This is a genomic window from Chryseobacterium cheonjiense, assembly GCF_012927265.1.
Taxonomy (GTDB): Bacteria; Bacteroidota; Bacteroidia; order Flavobacteriales; family Weeksellaceae; genus Chryseobacterium; species Chryseobacterium cheonjiense.
In genome coordinates, this window is record NZ_JABBGF010000002.1 from 794,310 (window position 1) to 811,827 (window position 17,518).

The following is a 17,518-nucleotide window of genomic DNA, read 5'->3' on the forward strand; positions in this document are numbered from 1 at the left end:
CGTAAGATGTGTTGATATATTTAGGATGTATTGAGTACCTATTTTTCCAAAGCCAGTTCCAGTACCTCGTTCATCCAGTTTACATAATGAACCTTAAGGTTTTTCAGGTAATCTTTTTTGATCTCTTCAACGTCTTTTCTGTTGGCTTCACAAAGAATTACTTCTTTAATTCCTGCTCTGGTTGCAGCCAGAAGCTTTTCCTTAATTCCGCCTACAGGAAGTACTTTTCCTCTCAGTGTGATCTCACCGGTCATGGCAAGATGAGGTTTCACTTTTTTATTCTTAAACGAAGAAACCATGGAAGTAAGCATCGCAATACCTGCGGAAGGACCATCCTTAGGAGTTGCTCCTTCAGGAACGTGAACGTGGATGTTTTTCTTTTCGATATCATCTTGCGAGATTCCCAGATCATCGTGTTTAGCCTTAATATATTCCAGCGCAATAGTTGCAGATTCCTTCATAACCGTTCCCAGGTTACCCGTCATGGTCAACATTCCTTTTCCGTTGCTGATGATACTTTCAATGAAAAGAATATCGCCTCCAACACTTGTCCAGGCAAGTCCTGTAACTACTCCCGGAACATCGGTAAGCTCGGAGAGGCTTTTGGGTCTTGGAACACCTAAAATCTCATCAATTTTTTCAATGGAAATTTTCGGATCGTATTCTTTTACCAAAGCCGTTTGTAATGCTGCCCAACGAGCTATTGCAGCAAGCCTTTTTTCAAGAGTTCTTACACCGCTTTCAGAAGTGTGGGCTTCAATGATGTGTTTCAGTTCATTATTTCCCAGCTTGAACGATTTTGAATCCAGACCGTTCTCTTCCTGTTGTTTTTTGATTAAATGTCTTTTGGCAATTTCAATTTTTTCTTCCAGAGTATACCCTGCAATTTGGATAATTTCCATCCTGTCAAGCAAAGGTGTCTGAATGGTAGACAAGGAATTTGCTGTTGCGATAAACATTACTTTGGACAAATCATAGCCCATTTCAAGGAAATTGTCATAGAAAGATTTGTTCTGTTCAGGATCAAGAACCTCTAACAGTGCAGAACTTGGATCGCCATGCATGCCTTTTCCTACTTTGTCAATCTCATCTAAAACAATTACCGGATTGGATGTGCCTGATTTTTTGATGGACTGAAGAATTCTCCCGGCCATCGCTCCGATATAGGTTTTCCTGTGACCGCGGATTTCGCTTTCATCATGCAATCCTCCCAAAGAGACTCTTACATATTTTCTTCCCAGTGCATCGGCAACGGATTTGCCAAGCGATGTTTTTCCAACTCCCGGAGGTCCTACCAAAAGAAGAATAGGAGATTTCATGTTGTTTTTAAGCTTTAAAACAGCCATGTGCTCCAAAATTCTTTTCTTAATATCTTCCAGTCCGAAGTGTGCCTTATCCAAAATCTTCTGGGCTCTTTCAATATCAAAGGTATCTTTAGTGAACGTGTCCCAGGGAAGATCAGTGAAGAAATCAAGATAATTTCTCTGTACATTATAATCCGGAGAATTAGGGTTTTGTCTCTGTAGACGGTTGATTTCTTTTTGGAAATGCTCTTCAACCTCCTGGCTCCATTTTTTATTTTTTGCCTTCACAATGAGCTCTTCCACGTCACTTTCAGGACCGCCTCCCAGTTCTTCCTGGATGGTCCTTATCTGCTGGTTAAGAAAATATTCTCTCTGTTGTTTATCCAGATCTTTCGAAGTTTTCTGGTGAATCTGATTTCTCAGTTCCAGTTTCCTGAAATCTTCATGCATCATTTCATAGCATTTATTTGCTCTTTCCATCAGGTTTTTTTCTTCGAGAAGTTTTTGCTTTTCAGAAGAAGGAAAGTTGGCGTTGGTGCAGATGAAGTTCAGCAGATCATCATTATTGTTGATGTTTTTAATAGCAAAATTAGCAGCGTTCGGAATATTCGGGTCGAGCTCGATGATTTTCAAGGCAAGATCTTTCACATTTTCCAGCAACGCTTCGTATTCTTCTTTATTCTTAGGCTTAGATTCTTTCAGTTTTGAAATCTCAGCTTTAAAATAAGGCTGTTTTTCGACGATTTTTTTAACCTTAAAGCGGTGAAATCCTTTCGTAATAGCCGTAATATTTCCTTCTGGGAGCTTTATGATTTTAATAATTTTGGCCAAGGTACCTACCTGGAAAATATCTTTTTCGGACGGTTGTTCCAGGTCAGAATTTTTCTGGCTCACAATTCCTATAAAATCACCGTTTTTCTGTGCTTCCTCAAGAAGCTGGATGGAAGTCTTTCTTCCTGCAGTAATAGGGATGACCACGTTGGGGAACATCACCATATTTCTTACCGGAAGAATGGGGAATATCTTCTGTTCGGAATTTTTCTCTGTTTCAGAAAGATCGGAAAGATTGATCTCTTCAGCTACAATATCAAATCCATCACTTATCATTTCTTCTAAACTTATATCTTCAAACTCTGTCATAGTATATCGAATGACAAATTGTCATTGCCGTTTTAATTCGTTAGCATAAACTATACAATATGTATCAAAAATCGTATTGCATATATATTGTGCTTTAATGACACAAGACCTATGCCATTTGTTTTTTGCTAAAAAATACGGTCAAAATTTCCTTTTTCAGAAAAATTAAATTTTAAAAATTAAAATAAAGGACTTGTATTTCCGTAATTTCTTAAAAATGTGTATTTTCGCAACCTGATAAAAAACTATAATTTATATAATGGCAATTTTAGGACAAATTAGGAGTAGGCCTTGGCTTTTGATGGGAGTAATTGCACTGGCGCTTTTGGCGTTCCTTGTAAACCCCGATAGTATCGATAAGGTTTTCGGTAAAAATCCTGATGTTTTAGGAAAAGTAAATGGTGAGAAAATTACCCGTGAAGAATTTAATGATCAGCTTTTCGTACTGCAGCAGCAGGCAGAGCAGCAGGGTCAGCCGAAGGCTGGTCTTGAGGAACAAGCTTGGCAGTTGCTCGTACAGTCTAAACTGATCAAGCAACAATTCGAAAAAATGGGCTTCGAAATGACGGATGATTATTTCTGGAATCAGCTTCAGTATGATCAGATGTTTGCTCAGCAGAAGCAGTTTTTCGATGAGAAAGGTAACTTCAAAACCCAGGAGCTTAAGAAACAGATCGAAGATATGAAGGCAGGTTCGCCGGAGGGGTACAACCAGTGGTTGAAAACCAGAAAATCAATTGAATACCGATTGATGGCGAGACAGGTTTTTGCAAATATTTCCCAAGGTATCACAACCGGTAAAAAAGAAGCTGAAGAATTAATGAAGCAAAGAGATCAGCTGGCTGATATCGACTTCGTAAAAATTGACTATGCAACCTATCTTCAGAAAAACAATATTAAAGTTACTACTGAAGATCTTGCTAACTACATCAAGCAACATCCTGTAATGTTCAAAGCTGAAGAAAGCAGAAATATCGGAATCGTTTATTTCCCTTCTCAGCCAAGTGCCGCGGATGATGCTGCCACGCTGAAAGAAATCAATAAATTATTCTCTGCAGGAACTGATGCAAGCGGCGGAACAGAAAATTTCCAGAATACCAAAAACGACTCCATGTTTTTGATGGCTAATTCTGATATGCCTTTCAATCCTCAGTATGTGAAGCCGAATCAGTTGCCACAGACCATTCAGGCTCAGATTCCATCTGCTGCCGTTGGGCAGACTTTCGGTCCTTATAAAGAACAGAACTTCTATGTAGTATCTAAACTTTTAGATAAAAAGACCTCAGACTCTACATTATCAAGACATATTCTTATTGCTTTCAAAGGAAGCCCGGCAGGAGAAGGTGTTACAAGATCCAAAGAGCAGGCTAAAAAACTAGCAGATTCTATCGGAGCTATCGTAAAAGCCAATCCCGGGAAATTTACAGAATTCCTGAAATTATCAAACGATCCGAATTCTGCAGCTCAGGGTGGAAGCCTTGGATGGACAACTCCGGAAACTCCTTTCGTGCCTGAGTTCTTAACTTACCTGGCAAATAATCCTAAAGGTGCAACAGGTGTTGTAGAAACTCAGTTCGGGTATCACATCATCAATATTGAAGATAAAAAACCGGGTGCAATGAGCTACAAAGTTGCCAATCTTGTAAAAGCAGTAAAACCTTCTGATGCTACGGAAGCAGAGGTGAACAAAAAAGCCAGCAGATTCGTTCAGCAGGTTCAGGGTAAATCATTCAACGACTTTGTAAACATTGCTAAAAAAGCAAACTATCAGTTCTCAAATCCTAAGCAGGCTAAAAGATTTGACGGTCAGCTACAAGGTCTAGGAACAGAAAAAGATCCTGAAATTCTTGCTTGGGCATTCGATAAAAAGAGAGAAAAAGGAGATACTGAACTATTTACAGTAGACGGAACAGGAGATAAAATTGTAGTGTATCTGAATGGCAAGCAGGCAAAAGGTTCTGCAGATCCTGAATCAGTAAGAGATCAGATTGAAGTAGTGGTAAAAAATAAGCTTGCTGCAAAACAGATTTCTGAGAAAATCGGAAAAGCCGGAAGCTTAGATCAGATTGCAAAACAGTTCGGAACAACAAAACAGTCTGCACAGGTTAACTTATTAAATCCTTCAGTGGCCGGTTCTATGGAACCGAAAGTTGCAGGAGCGGCATTTGGAGTAGCGAAAGGCAAACTTTCTAATCCGGTTGAAGGCGGAACAGGAGTTTATGTTTTAGTGAAAAAGAATGAAACCGTAAACAAACAGCCTGGAGACCTTAAGCAGTTCACAGAATCTATTTCGCAGAGAAATTCAGGAATGTTCGGACAGGCTTGGCTGAAAAGCTTACAGGACAATGCTGATATCGATGACTACAGAATTGAGATCTGGAATAAATTAGGTTCTCAGCAACAATAGAATTATTTTCATAAAGATAAAAAGCGGCAAAGTTTTTGCCGCTTCTTTTGTGTTTAACGCAGAGCAATAGAGAAAAACATTCATTTAAATGTATTATATTTGCTCATTAGAAAAAATTTAGCAAGTGAAGTTCAGTAAAGAATTAAAAGCGGGATTGATCGCATTGATAGCCATTGTAGGCTTTGTGATACTCTTCCAATTTATGAAAGGCAGGAGCCTTTTTACTACCGATAATATATTTTACGCAAAATATAATAATGTGGAAGGATTGGCTCAGTCTGCTCCCGTTTCCATTAACGGATTAAAAGTAGGCCAGGTGGATAAGATTATTCCGCACACCTCCAAAGACGGAAAAATTGATTTCCTTGTAAAAATAACAGTTGACGATAATTTTGAGTTTTCAAAAAACTCAACGCTGGAAATTTTTGAACCTGGATTAATGTCCGGAAAGGAAATGAGAATCAACCTGATGTATGGAGGTCCCACTGCTAAAGACGGAGACACCCTGAAAGGAGCCTTTAAACTGGGTACTTTAGGAAGCCTTTCTTCTCAGGTAGGTCCTGTAAAAGATCAGCTACAGACCGTTTTATACAGAGTAGATTCTTTGATGTCTAATGCTAACCAGGTGGTCAATGCACAGAACAGAGAAGAAATAAGATTGCTTTTGGCTAATCTGAATAAAACAGTGGCGGCCTTACAGACTACTGCCGGAAGTGTAAACAGCCTGGTAGGACATAACGATCCTAAGCTTCAAAAAGTTTTGGACGATGCCAGTCTTACGATGCAAAGCGGTAAAGTGACTTTAGACAAATACGGGAATTTGGCAGAAAGCATCGATACCAAAAGACTGAATGCGACCATTGCCAATCTTGATGCTACCGTTGGTAAACTTAATGAGGTGGTAGCCGGAGTTAATAACGGGCAGGGAAGTTTAGGGAAGCTTATGAAAGATGAAGAATTATATAACAACCTGAACTCTGCATCCACAAATCTGAACTCTTTAATTGAAGACGTTAAGGCCAATCCTAAGAGATACGTCAATTTCTCAGTATTTGGAAAGAATAGTAAAGACTAATAAATAATCCATGCAATATATCGATAATATTATTTTTCTAATCTTATTGGTTGTAGGCTTCGGACTGTTTGCAAAAAGCCTGCAAAAGATATATAGAAATATCAGATTGGGACGTGAAATAAACCGAAGCGACAGAAAAGGAGAGCGCTGGGAAACTATGGCGCGAGTAGCCATGGGACAAAGCAAAATGGTAAAACGTCCGGTAGCCGGAATTTTACACCTTTTCGTATATGTCGGTTTTATTATCATCAACATCGAACTTTTAGAAATCGTTGTAGACGGAATTTTTGGAACTCATAGATTCCTGGCTACTATACTTGGAAATACTTTCTACAGCTATTTTACAGCTACCCTTGAAGTGTTGGCACTCTTGGTTGTGATAGGAGTAGTAACGTTCTTTATCAGAAGAAATTTCTACGGGGTAAAAAGGCTTACGATGAAAGAACTTTTCGGATGGCCTAAAGAAGATGCCAACTGGATTCTTATTATTGAGTTTGCCCTTATGGTGGCCTTCTTTACCATGAATGCCTCAGACTCTATTCTTCAGACAAGAGGCTATGACCATTTTGCACGCCTGGGATCTTTCCCGATCAGTGATCTCACATTTGTACCTTTTCTGGAAGTTTTCAGTTTTGATAACGGATTTTTATTCGGGATAGAAAGAGCGGCATGGTGGTTTCACTTCGCAGGAATCCTGTTCTTTATGAATTACCTTTATTATTCAAAGCATTTACATATCATCTTAGCTTTTCCGAGTACATGGTACGCCAATCTGGAAAAGAAAGGAAAATTCAACAATCTTGATTCCGTTACTAAAGAAATTAAGCTGATGATGGATCCTAATGCAGACCCGTATGCCGCTCCGGCTGCAGGTGATGCAGAAGCTCCTTCAAAATTCGGGGCTGAAGATATTTTTGATCTGAATCAGGTACAGCTTCTAAATGCCTATTCCTGCACAGAATGCGGCCGTTGTACTGCTGTTTGTCCCGCAAATATTACCGGTAAAAAACTCTCTCCGAGATTAATTCTGATGAAAACACGGGACCGTCTTGAAGAAGTAGGAAGAAACATTGATAAAAACGGGAAGTTTGAAGATGACGGTAAAAAGCTGTTAAACGACTATATTACCAAGGAAGAACTTTGGGCATGTACAACCTGTAATGCATGTACAGAAGCGTGTCCGGTACTGCTTGACCCGCTTTCCATTATCTTTGATATGAGAAGATTCCTTGTGATGGAGCAGTCTGCAGCACCTCAGGAACTGAATCTGATGATGGCCAACGTAGAAAATAACGCCGCTCCTTGGCAGTATAACCAGGCTGACCGTCTGAATTGGGCTAATGACTGATGAAATTAAAACATGGCTGAAATAATTGAATACCGAAAAGATTTAGCTCCGTATTTTAAGCAAATCAATATCAACTGGCTCGAAAAATATTTTATTGCTGAACCCTATGATGTAGAAGTGCTTTCCAATCCCGAAAAATATATTCTGGATAAAGGCGGAAATATTTATTTTGTAGCCGAAGAGGGTATTCCGAAAGGAGCAGTAGCTTTAATGAATAATGAATATGGTGAGCTTGAACTTACCAAAATGGGAGTCGATGAATCTGCACAGGGAAAAGGATATGGCAATCTGCTGATTCAGCATTGTATACACAAAGCAAAGGAAATGGGAGTAAAAGATCTTATTTTGTATTCCAATACCAAATTATCTCCAGCCATTCACCTCTATAAAAAATTCGGTTTTGTGGAGATTCCCGTTGAAAAATCGGAATATGCCCGATGTGATATTAAAATGATAAAGTCTCTTTTATAATCCAAATAACGTAATAGAATGGATTTCAATATAAAAACAATGGCAGAATATGCTGCCGAAGGAAAATCACCGGAAGTTCTTTTCTGGGTGGGCTGCGCCGGAAGTTTCGACGACCGTGCCAAAAAGATTACGAAAGCATTTTGCAAAATATTAAATAAAATCGGTGTAGAATTCGCTGTTTTAGGACAGGAAGAAAGCTGCACCGGAGATCCCGCAAAACGTGCAGGAAATGAATTCGTGTTCCAGATGATGGCGTTAACAAATATTGAGGTGCTGAATGCTTATGAAGTAAAGAAAATTGTGACGGCTTGTCCGCACTGCTTCAATACTCTTAAAAACGAGTATCCGAGCTTAGGAGGAAAGTATGAAGTTATTCACCATACCCAATTCCTAAGAAACCTGATGGAAGAAGGAAGACTGAAAATTGAAGGAGGAGCTTTCAGAGGTAAAAAGATTACTTTCCATGATCCGTGTTACCTGGGAAGAGCCAATAATGAATATGAAGCGCCAAGAGCTTTGCTGGAAAAGCTGGATGCCGAGCTTGTAGAAATGAAACGCTGCAAAACAAACGGATTGTGCTGCGGTGCAGGAGGTGCCCAAATGTTTAAAGAGCCGGAAAAAGGTAATAAAGACATCAATATTGAGCGTACTGAAGAAGCATTGTCTTTTGAACCTAAAGTAATTGCAACGGGATGCCCGTTCTGCAATACCATGATGACGGATGGGGTAAAGCATTTTAATAAAAATCACGAAGTCGCTGTAAAAGATATTGTGGAACTTTTAGCTGAAGCGGAAGATTTATAAAAATATTTAGCAAAAGTTAAAACGAATTGTATTCCATGAAATTAAAATGGAGAATTTCCTTTTTTCTCATTGTCATCCTTATTACTGCACTGAGCTTCTGGAATTATAAAAACCGGGTTTATGATTGGGATATGCCAGGTTACATTGGTTGCCTGTATAGCTTGAAATATCCTGATTCTCCTGATAAGGTCCGTAAACTTACCTACCAGGAAATCAAGAAGAAAGCTCCCGATCATGAGTATCGTGATATACTGGGAATATACAAGTCGGGTGACAAAGCCCGTCAATCCTTTGCCAATAATACAAAATCTTTCAGTGAACAGCTGCCGTATTATAGAATAAAAGTTGGCTATAATATGGCCATTTTAATTTTATATGAACTGGGATTTTCTTCAGCAGATGCGGTAACTTTCTTAAGTATTATTGCATACTTTATTTCAGGAATTCTTATTTTTTTTATTTTAAAAATTATTTTTCCGGATAACTATATCATTAGTATTCTTTTAACTGCCGGAATTATGGTTCTGCCGCCGATGACGTATATGTCTCGAGTATCTACACCGGATATATTCATTTTGCAGTTTCTTTTAGTCTTTATCATAGGATTTTTGAAAAATTGGAGTAAATGGATAATGTTTGTCGTGCTTTTTACCATTATATTCATCAGACCGGATTACATCCCTTTTACTCTAAGCTATCTTGCAGCCTTAGGATTATTTCATTATTTTAAAAACAGACAGATAGATTACAGTCTTATATTTCAGGGACTCATTCTTTTTGTTTTATATTTTCTCATTGTTAAATTTTATCATTATCCGGGATGGAAACATCTTTTTTATGATACTTTTATTTACCGGCGTCCCATTATCTCGGAAGCACCGCCAGATTTCAGCGTTCGAGACTATTTGGGAATTTTATATTCAAAAGGCATATATTTTAAAAGGGTTACGGTAACAGCTCTTGGGCTTTTAGCGCTTATATTTTATTTTTCGAAAGATTTATGGGTCCGGATTTTTTCCGTATTTATATTGCTGAACATTTACATTAAGTTTTTATTTTTCCCGCATGCATCGGGACTCAGGTTTTTCTTTGGGTATATACTACTGCTGCTTCTTGTATTTTTATCTGTATTAAGCAAAAAATACAATGGTTTCAAACTCAGGAAAATTGCGTAATTTTGAACTTTAAAAATGTATCAGACATGAAGATCGAAGAATCAAATATAGTAGAAACCAGCGACTACAGAGTAATCATATATCCTGCATCAAGACCTTTTGAAACAAAAGAAGCGAAGGCCATCACAGAGAAACTTTTTGATTTTCTGGCAACCTGGGCCGCACATGGTAAACCGCTTTCATCTTCTTTTAAGATTGAAAAAAATCAGTTTATCATTATTTGTGTTGATGAAGAAAAAGAAATGGCTTCCGGATGCAGCATTGATGCATTAGGCAAAGTAATGAGAGAGATTGATGAAGAATATCAGCTTGGTCTTTTTGACAGAATGAAAGCGAGCTTTATCGAAAACGGAGAGGTAAAAACCCTGAAGCTTATCGATTTCAAATCTAAAGTAAGAAACGGTGAACTTTCTAAAGATATCCAGGTTTTTGACTTTTCAAAAAATACATATCTGGAATTTTTAGGAAACTTCCTTCTGCCTTTTGAAAGAAGCTGGGCAGCCTCTATTAAATAATAGTCCTATCAATTAAATAAATAAAAAGTGGAACTCTTCCACTTTTTTTGCTTTAGTTATATTTGTGAAAAATTCTGGAAATATATTCAGATTAATGATTATTGGATGAAAATATCTAAACTCCTTTTTTTAACAACCGCTCACCGATATGATGATGACAGAATATTCTATCATCAGGCGAAAGCTTTGAAAGAGCAGGGATACGAGGTTAAAATAAGCAGTCTTTCATCGGAGTTTCAGGGAACGATAAATGGGATTGAGATAGAATCTTATAATGTTCTGGAAAAAAGCATACAGGACAAAAAGCGGATTTTAGAAAAAGTCTGTAATGATTATCAGCCTGACGTCATTATCTGTTCAGAACCTTTGGCTGTAATTGCCGCAAAAAATATCAGAAAAAAGAAAAAGGCAAGCATTATTTATGATATTACCGAATGGTACCCATCTATGCGGATGGTAGAAAGGTTTTCCTTTCCGTTCAATATCATTCATGCTGTGAAGTTTTTTCTTATACAATTGTACGCCGGGTTTATCAGTACGCATTATATTTTTGGAGAAGAAACTAAAAAATTCCCGTTAGCCTATTTTTTTCCTTTTAAAAAGAGTGTTATAATTCCTTATTATCCTGATCATGTTTATATTCATAAAAATATCAAATCTCTTGAATCTGGAAAAATAACCCTCTGCTATACCGGACAGTTTTCTGAAGAGAAAGGAATCGGTAATTTTTTTGCAGCTGCTGACAGCCTGAGGAAAAAGGTGCCTGGTCTTACCATCTCAATTCTTTTAATAGGAAGTTCCAGAAAAGAAAAGGATGAGAAATATTTTTCTGAACTGATTAAAAAATATCGTTTCGAAAATATCAGGATAGAAAAACCTGCTTCCTTCGAGACCTTTACGGAAGCTTATGCTGATGCCGATATCTGCTTCGATTTGAGAACACTCAATTATGAAAACCATCACTGTCTGCCGATTAAGATTTTCTATTACGCAGCTTCGGGAAAAACTGTAATCTATACTGATTTAAAAGCAACCCGGCAGCATGTGGATGTTTCGAAGTTCGGATTTCTGGTCGACCCTGAAAACTCAGAAAGAATTTCGGAACTTATATTGAATTATATTAATAATCCGGAACTATACTCGGAACATGCCCGGAACGCAAGAAAGGAATATGAAACGAAATATAACTGGAACATGATTAGAGATACTTTTCTCAACTTCATCAAAAAATCAATTCCATAAGATGAAGCAGAATACCATTTTTAAAACTTTTGTTTCCCGGTTTTTAATTCTCATCCTTAATTTTGGATTGGTCATTTATTCCACCAATATGTGGGGAAGCAGCGGAAAGGGATTGATATCAATTATTATTGCTGATCTCACCATCATCAGCTTTTTTGCCAACGTTTTTGTAGGAAGCAGTATGAGCTATTTTGCAAAAAAGATCAGGACGGAAGAAATGCTGCTTTTCGCCTATCTTTGGGCAGTTATTACAGGTATTATGATTCCTGTTCTGTTCAGTTTTAGCCACGCTTCTGAATATTCCGGCTATCTTATTGCGCTCTCTGTAATGTCTTCACTACTTACGGCTAATATTAATTTGTTTGTAGGGCAGCAGAATATCAAAATGTTTAATGTGTATACGGTTTTACAACAGGTTGTACATATTATATTCATCATAATCATTGTTTATTTTGTTAAAATTACTTCCGTAAATGCTTATTTTATTGCTCAGATAAGCTGCTTTACACTTTTGTTTATAACCAGTGCCGTTCAATTAACAAGAAAAGCTCATTTTAAAGGGATTTTGCTTTCAAAAAAAATAGCGTTTCAAATGTTCAGTTATGGATGGAAAATACAGCTAAGCACATTTCTGCAGTTCCTGAATAACAGACTTTCATTTTATTTCCTTGAATATTTTAAGGGAATTGTAAGCGTGGGGATTTTTTCTGTAGGAATTGCCTTTTCTGAAGCTGTCTGGACGGTAAGCCGGAGTCTGTCGGTCGTTCTTTACGCCGATGTCATCAATAATACCAATTCTAATGATGCCCTGGAGAAAACAAAAATATCATTACGAATCAGCTTTCTCATTACCCTGCTTTTTATTGGTATGATGCTGATAATTCCTGCGAACTGGTATGCCATGATTTTTGGTAAGGATTTTAGCCAGACAAAAGAAATTGTTCTGTTGCTTTCACCCGGAATTCTGGCCATTGCCGTAAGCAATATTATCGGATATTATTTTGCAGGCATCAATAAATTAAGAATTTTAAATATTAAATCTTTGGTCGGACTCCTACTTACCATTATTTCATCGTTTTATATTATTCCGAGATGGGGAATCAGGGGAGCCTGTATCATAAATTCCGCTTCATACTGCCTTTCTTCAGGCGTATTATTCTGGAGGTTTTACCGGATAACTGAGTTTCGCATTCGTGATTTTATTCTTTCCAAAGCCGAAATCAACGTATTGATGAGGAAGCTTGTGAAAAAGTAAAGTTAAAATGCCGCCTTTTACAATGCTGTTAAATAATCCTGAACGTCAATAAATCAGGAGAAATATTAAAAATAAGTTTTTATCTTTGCGGTACATGAAGAATATTTTTTTCGGAATTCTGATTATTTTTTGTGCCTTCCTCAGTTGCAGGACAGGTGACGATGATGTGCAGAATATAGATCAGATCCTGAATATTTATATGAAAAACAAAGCCGGGAGAGATCTTTTTCATCAGAAGAAAGATTTTACCTACTTCACCTATTCCTTTAATGACACTAATGGAGATAAGGATGTTTCACCGGTAAACAGCAGCCTGCGGGCAACAGCTGATTCTACACTTTTTATAGAATATATCGCAGGAGCTAAAAGAGTAGGGGTTGACTCATTAAATCCCGATAATAAAATTTACCGTTCTGACATTAAGGTGACGCTCATCAAGAGACTTAACAATACGATTTTAGATACGATTCAAGAAAATCTTAAAATCGAGTACAGGATGACGCCGTCCCTGTTCGAAGTCTCGAAAGTATATTATAACGATACCTTAAGATTCACAAAACAGGCAGGTTCGCCCAATGTCGTTACAATCGTAAAATAATTTATACATTTGCAAAACTGTTGACATTCTGATGTTCAACATTCTAATAACTAACATCTAAATAAAATGTTACAAGTCAATTTTTTGCGCGATAATAAAGAGCGCGTTTTAGAGGGTCTTAAAAAAAGACAATTCAGGAATCCTGAGTTGGTAGACGAAGCTATTGCTACCGACGATGAAAGAAGGAAAATTCAGTTTGAATTGGATTCACAGCTTGCCGAGAGCAACAAAATTTCCAAGGAAATAGGGCTTTTGATGAAAGAAGGAAAAAAAGAAGAAGCCGAATCTGCAAAATCTAAAACAGCACAGCTTAAAGAATCGACTTCGGAATTGAAATCCCAGTTAGATGTTAAAGAAAAGGAACTCATCAATATTTTATATCAGCTTCCGAACATTCCTCATGAAAAGGTAAAAAGCGGAGCTTCAGCAGATGATAATGAAATCATTTATCAATCTCACGATGTGGAAGGTCTTGGAGAAGGAGCTATTCCTCACTGGGAGCTGGCGAAAAAATACAACCTTATCGACTTTGAGCTGGGCGTAAAAATTGCCGGTGCTGGATTTCCTGTATATTTAGGAAAAGGGGCAAGACTTCAGAGAGCTTTGGTTCAGTATTTCCTTGATAAAAATGTTGAAAAAGGATATATGGAAGTTAACCCGCCACATGTTGTGAACGAAGCTTCAGGATACGGAACCGGGCAGCTGCCGGATAAAGAAGGACAGATGTATTATATTAACGAAGATAATCTTTACCTAATTCCTACAGCAGAAGTGCCGGTTACCAATCTTTACCGTGATGTTTTACTTGAGGAAAAAGATCTTCCGATTATGAATACGGCGTTCTCTCAGTGCTATAGAAGGGAAGCGGGAAGTTACGGTGCTCACGTAAGAGGGCTGAACCGCCTTCATCAGTTCGAAAAAGTAGAAATTGTAAGAATTGAAAAACCTGAGAATTCTTATGCTGTTCTGGAAGAAATGGTAGAGCATATCAAAGAAATTCTGAGTGATCTTGAACTTCCGTACCGCGTATTAAGACTTTGCGGCGGAGATACAGGGTTTGCTTCTGCCATGACCTACGATTTCGAGGTATGGAGCGCAGCCCAGGAGAAATGGCTGGAGGTAAGTTCTGTCTCTAATTTTGAAACATTCCAGGCTAACAGATTAAAATGCCGTTACAAAACAGACGGAAAATCTCGGCTTGTACACACCTTAAACGGTTCTGCAATGGCACTGCCGAGAATTATGGCAGCTTTGCTGGAGAATAATCAGACCGAGGATGGAATTAAGCTTCCGAAGAAAATTGCAGAGTATGCAAGATTTGATATGATTAATTAAAATTATATTATACAAAAAAGAGGCTGTTCCTAATGGGGCGGCCTCTCTTATTATTTAATTAAATTAATTAATGGCAATTTGTATTAGAATGATTGTGCGTACTATGATCTCCGGGTAAATGACAGTCACCCTGATTTTCCTTAGAGATCGTCATCGCTTCTGCTCTTGGAGAGAGATAAGGAATACCCAACTCAAGGCCTCTTACAATAAATAATCCTCCCAGGATAATCATTACCAACGGGATTACCTTCAGTATTTTTATCCGAAAAGCCTGATTCATGAGATTTCCGACCAAAACTACCGCAAACATGAATGGAAGTGTTCCCAAACCAAATAAGGCCATATATGAAGCTCCCTGCCATATTCCGCCGCTCGCAAGGCTTGCTGTCAAAGCCATGTAAACCATTCCGCATGGTAGAAAGCCATTTAGTATTCCGGTTGTAAATCTTGAGCGGTAATCAGCTTTCTGCAACAGTTTGCCCAAATTTGATTTTACTTTGAATAAAAATTTAGAAAAGAAAGGAACTTTTGAAGCAAAGTCTTTTCCTCCGAATGAAAATACAGCCATTATAATCAACAGTATACCTACAGCAATGGTAAGGTATTTTTGGATACCCGCCATCTCAAAGCCCTCCCCGATAATTCCCAGAATTGCTCCCAAAAGAGAGTAGGTAAAAATTCTCCCAAACTGATAGGTGAGATTCTGGAGATAATAATTGGTAGCCTGCTGTTTTGTTAATCCCATTGAAAGAGCAATAGGGCCGCACATGCCGATACAATGAAAACCGGAAGCAAATCCCAATCCTATAGCCGATACAATAAGTGCTATTTCCATATCACATCATAATCCATTCTGTAATCTGTTTTGTCTTTGGTCCAATTCAATCGTAAGGTGTAATTTCCCATTTTCAGTACCTGAGCCGGGATAATAAATGATTTGTTGGCGTCCATCTGCACAGATTTGTGTATATCTAAATTCTGATCGTCGGTTCTGTTTAAAACAAATTTTACCGTTGTATTGGAGTTATCATAATCTTTCGGGAATGTAATTTTGATCCCGTTTTTGTCTTGGCTGTAGACAGGCTTTTCCTGTAAAGTATCGGCTCTTTTTTTGGCATCGATAACATCCTGATATTTTAATTCTTCTTCATAATAATTATCCGTTACCATTTCGGAGTTTTTCTGTCCGTTCGGAAAAAGGAATAACATGGAAAGTATAAAGATCATGAAAGCGGCTAATGCTATTACAACACCGTGTCCCCAAGTGAATTTTTTCATTTCGAAATTTATATATTTTAAAAGCCTCAATTCTGCTCAATACAGATATTGAGGCTCTGATATTAGAATTGTAGTTTAAAAGGTCCTTCAAAATAAGTCTGGTAAGAATCTACCAGTTTTCCGCTCATATCATACACACCGATCATGATGTTCTGTTTAGAAAGATTCATTTCACTTTCCGGGAAGCTGATATTAACGGTTCCTTTAGTAATCTTATCTCGGTCAACCGTAATTTTGCTTGACGCGCTGTAGATAACTTCTCCATGTTTTGGCTCAATTACTTTAATGGTTACAACCTTCTTCTCATTAGTCTTATTAAGGAAAGTATAATTGTAGGTATTGGTAATTTTGCCGTCTCTTACAAAGAATGTACTTCCGGCAGGCTTAATGAATTTAGCTTCCATCTCGCCACGGTTATACAGAAGATATCCCAGAAAACCGGTTAGCAATACAAGAATCAAGGCAAATCCTTTCATTCTTCCTGTAAATTTAAACTTGGTTTCTTTTTCTATCTCGTTTTCTGTAGCATATCGAATTAGCCCTTTTGGAAGCCCAACTTTTTCCATTACCTCGTCACAGGCATCAATACAGGCTGTACAGTTTACACATTCCAGCTGCTGTCCATCTCTGATATCAATTCCGGTAGGGCAAACCACCACGCACTGATGACAGTCGATACAATCGCCTTTTCCGGCTGCTTTACGATCTTCTCCTTTTCTCCATTTTGCTCTGTTTTCTCCTCTTTTAAAATCGTAAAAAACGTTAACGGTATCTTTATCAATAAGAACACCTTGTAGTCTTCCGTAAGGACAAACCAAAGTACAAACCTGTTCTCTAAACCATGCAAATACAAAATAAAATGCTGCTGTAAGCAAAATCATGACAATGAAATTGGTAGGATGAGCAAATGGTCCTTCCGAAACGATTCTGAAAACCTCCTCATATCCTACGATATACATAAACATGAAATGGGTAATGATTAAGGAAATGATAATATAAACGGTCCATTTCAAACCCCTTTTCCAGATTTTCTCAGTATTCCATTCCTGTCTGTCCAGCTTCATCTGCTTGTTTCTGTCTCCCTCAATTGCATATTCTATTTTACGGAAAATCATTTCAAGGAAAATTGTCTGAGGGCATATCCACCCGCAGAAAATTCTACCGAAAGCAATCGTAAATACAATAATAAAAATAAGAGAAGCAATGGCTCCCAATGTAAGGATGAAAAAATCCTGAGGATAGAAAGGCTGTCCGAAAATGAAAAACTCTCTATCAATTACATTAAATAAGATAAGCGGATTGCCATTGATTTTGATAAATGGTACCGAGAAATAAATTAATAATAAAATACAGCTTACAAGATACCTGTAGTTGGTATACTTTCCTCTAGGCTTTCTGGGATATACCCATTTTCTTTTTCCGGACTGATCCATCGTGCCTATAGAATCTCTGTAAGTTTCAGGGTCCAGAACCTGGCCCTGTCCGCCCCGTGCTTCTATTTCTTCTATGTCTGACATATGTACTAGTATTTAAAAAAGAAAAAACATAATTCGTTACTATTTTTAAGGTAA

At 37.7% G+C, this 17,518-nt stretch carries 15 protein-coding genes; 11 read left to right on the forward strand and 4 right to left on the reverse strand.

The window, feature by feature from the left end; translation table 11 throughout:
* Nucleotides 1–38 precede the first annotated feature (38 nt).
* Nucleotides 39–2,444, reverse strand: coding sequence for an endopeptidase La (gene lon / locus HHL20_RS14280; RefSeq protein WP_169231843.1), 2,406 nt, complete (start codon nucleotides 2,442–2,444; stop codon nucleotides 39–41).
* 259 nt (nucleotides 2,445–2,703) lie between these two features.
* Between lon and HHL20_RS14285 the strand changes: the two genes are divergently transcribed.
* From HHL20_RS14285 to serS, 11 genes are all read left to right on the forward strand, one after another.
* Nucleotides 2,704–4,851 carry a peptidylprolyl isomerase gene (locus HHL20_RS14285; protein WP_169231844.1) on the forward strand — a complete coding sequence of 716 codons (2,148 nt, stop codon included), beginning with the start codon at nucleotides 2,704–2,706 and terminating at the stop codon, nucleotides 4,849–4,851.
* A 124-nt stretch (nucleotides 4,852–4,975) separates the two neighbouring features.
* Nucleotides 4,976–5,926 carry an MlaD family protein gene (locus tag HHL20_RS14290; protein ID WP_169231845.1) on the forward strand — a complete coding sequence of 317 codons (951 nt, stop codon included), beginning with the start codon at nucleotides 4,976–4,978 and terminating at the stop codon, nucleotides 5,924–5,926.
* Nucleotides 5,927–5,936: 10 nt separating this feature from the next.
* On the forward strand, nucleotides 5,937–7,274 hold the full coding sequence (locus tag HHL20_RS14295; RefSeq protein WP_169231846.1) for a (Fe-S)-binding protein: 1,338 nt from the start codon (nucleotides 5,937–5,939) through the stop codon (nucleotides 7,272–7,274).
* Nucleotides 7,275–7,286: 12 nt separating this feature from the next.
* The gene (locus tag HHL20_RS14300; protein ID WP_169231847.1) at nucleotides 7,287–7,745 is read left to right on the forward strand and encodes a GNAT family N-acetyltransferase; all 459 of its coding nucleotides are present in this window, start codon (nucleotides 7,287–7,289) and stop codon (nucleotides 7,743–7,745) included.
* An 18-nt stretch (nucleotides 7,746–7,763) separates the two neighbouring features.
* The gene (locus HHL20_RS14305; RefSeq protein ID WP_169231848.1) at nucleotides 7,764–8,549 is read left to right on the forward strand and encodes a (Fe-S)-binding protein; all 786 of its coding nucleotides are present in this window, start codon (nucleotides 7,764–7,766) and stop codon (nucleotides 8,547–8,549) included.
* Nucleotides 8,550–8,584: 35 nt separating this feature from the next.
* Complete coding sequence (locus HHL20_RS14310) at nucleotides 8,585–9,724, forward strand: hypothetical protein (protein ID WP_169231849.1); 1,140 nt, start codon at nucleotides 8,585–8,587, stop codon at nucleotides 9,722–9,724.
* A gap of 26 nt (nucleotides 9,725–9,750) precedes the next feature.
* The gene (locus HHL20_RS14315; RefSeq protein WP_169231850.1) at nucleotides 9,751–10,239 is read left to right on the forward strand and encodes a hypothetical protein; all 489 of its coding nucleotides are present in this window, start codon (nucleotides 9,751–9,753) and stop codon (nucleotides 10,237–10,239) included.
* 105 nt (nucleotides 10,240–10,344) lie between these two features.
* Nucleotides 10,345–11,481: a glycosyltransferase gene (locus HHL20_RS14320; RefSeq protein ID WP_194306251.1), complete on the forward strand. Its 1,137-nt coding sequence runs from the start codon at nucleotides 10,345–10,347 to the stop codon at nucleotides 11,479–11,481.
* A 1-nt stretch (nucleotide 11,482) separates the two neighbouring features.
* On the forward strand, nucleotides 11,483–12,736 hold the full coding sequence (locus HHL20_RS14325) for a lipopolysaccharide biosynthesis protein (RefSeq protein WP_169231851.1): 1,254 nt from the start codon (nucleotides 11,483–11,485) through the stop codon (nucleotides 12,734–12,736).
* Between the two features lie 94 nt (nucleotides 12,737–12,830).
* Nucleotides 12,831–13,334, forward strand: a complete 504-nt coding sequence (locus HHL20_RS14330; protein WP_169231852.1) for a hypothetical protein — start codon at nucleotides 12,831–12,833, stop codon at nucleotides 13,332–13,334.
* 66 nt (nucleotides 13,335–13,400) lie between these two features.
* Entirely contained in the window at nucleotides 13,401–14,669 is a 1,269-nt protein-coding gene (serS, locus tag HHL20_RS14335; protein ID WP_169231853.1) for a serine--tRNA ligase, read from the forward strand.
* Between the two features lie 67 nt (nucleotides 14,670–14,736).
* On the opposite strand, the gene HHL20_RS14340 is transcribed toward serS, so the two are convergent.
* The 3 genes from HHL20_RS14340 to ccoG form a co-directional block, all read right to left on the reverse strand.
* Entirely contained in the window at nucleotides 14,737–15,504 is a 768-nt protein-coding gene (locus tag HHL20_RS14340) for a sulfite exporter TauE/SafE family protein (protein WP_169231854.1), read from the reverse strand.
* Entirely contained in the window at nucleotides 15,495–15,947 is a 453-nt protein-coding gene (locus HHL20_RS14345; RefSeq protein ID WP_169231855.1) for a FixH family protein, read from the reverse strand. Before HHL20_RS14345 ends, HHL20_RS14340 begins: the two co-directional genes overlap by 10 nt.
* Before the next feature lie 62 nt (nucleotides 15,948–16,009).
* Nucleotides 16,010–17,464 (reverse strand): cytochrome c oxidase accessory protein CcoG, encoded by a 1,455-nt coding sequence (ccoG, locus tag HHL20_RS14350; protein WP_169231856.1) that lies wholly within the window; start codon nucleotides 17,462–17,464, stop codon nucleotides 16,010–16,012.
* Nucleotides 17,465–17,518 lie beyond the last annotated feature (54 nt).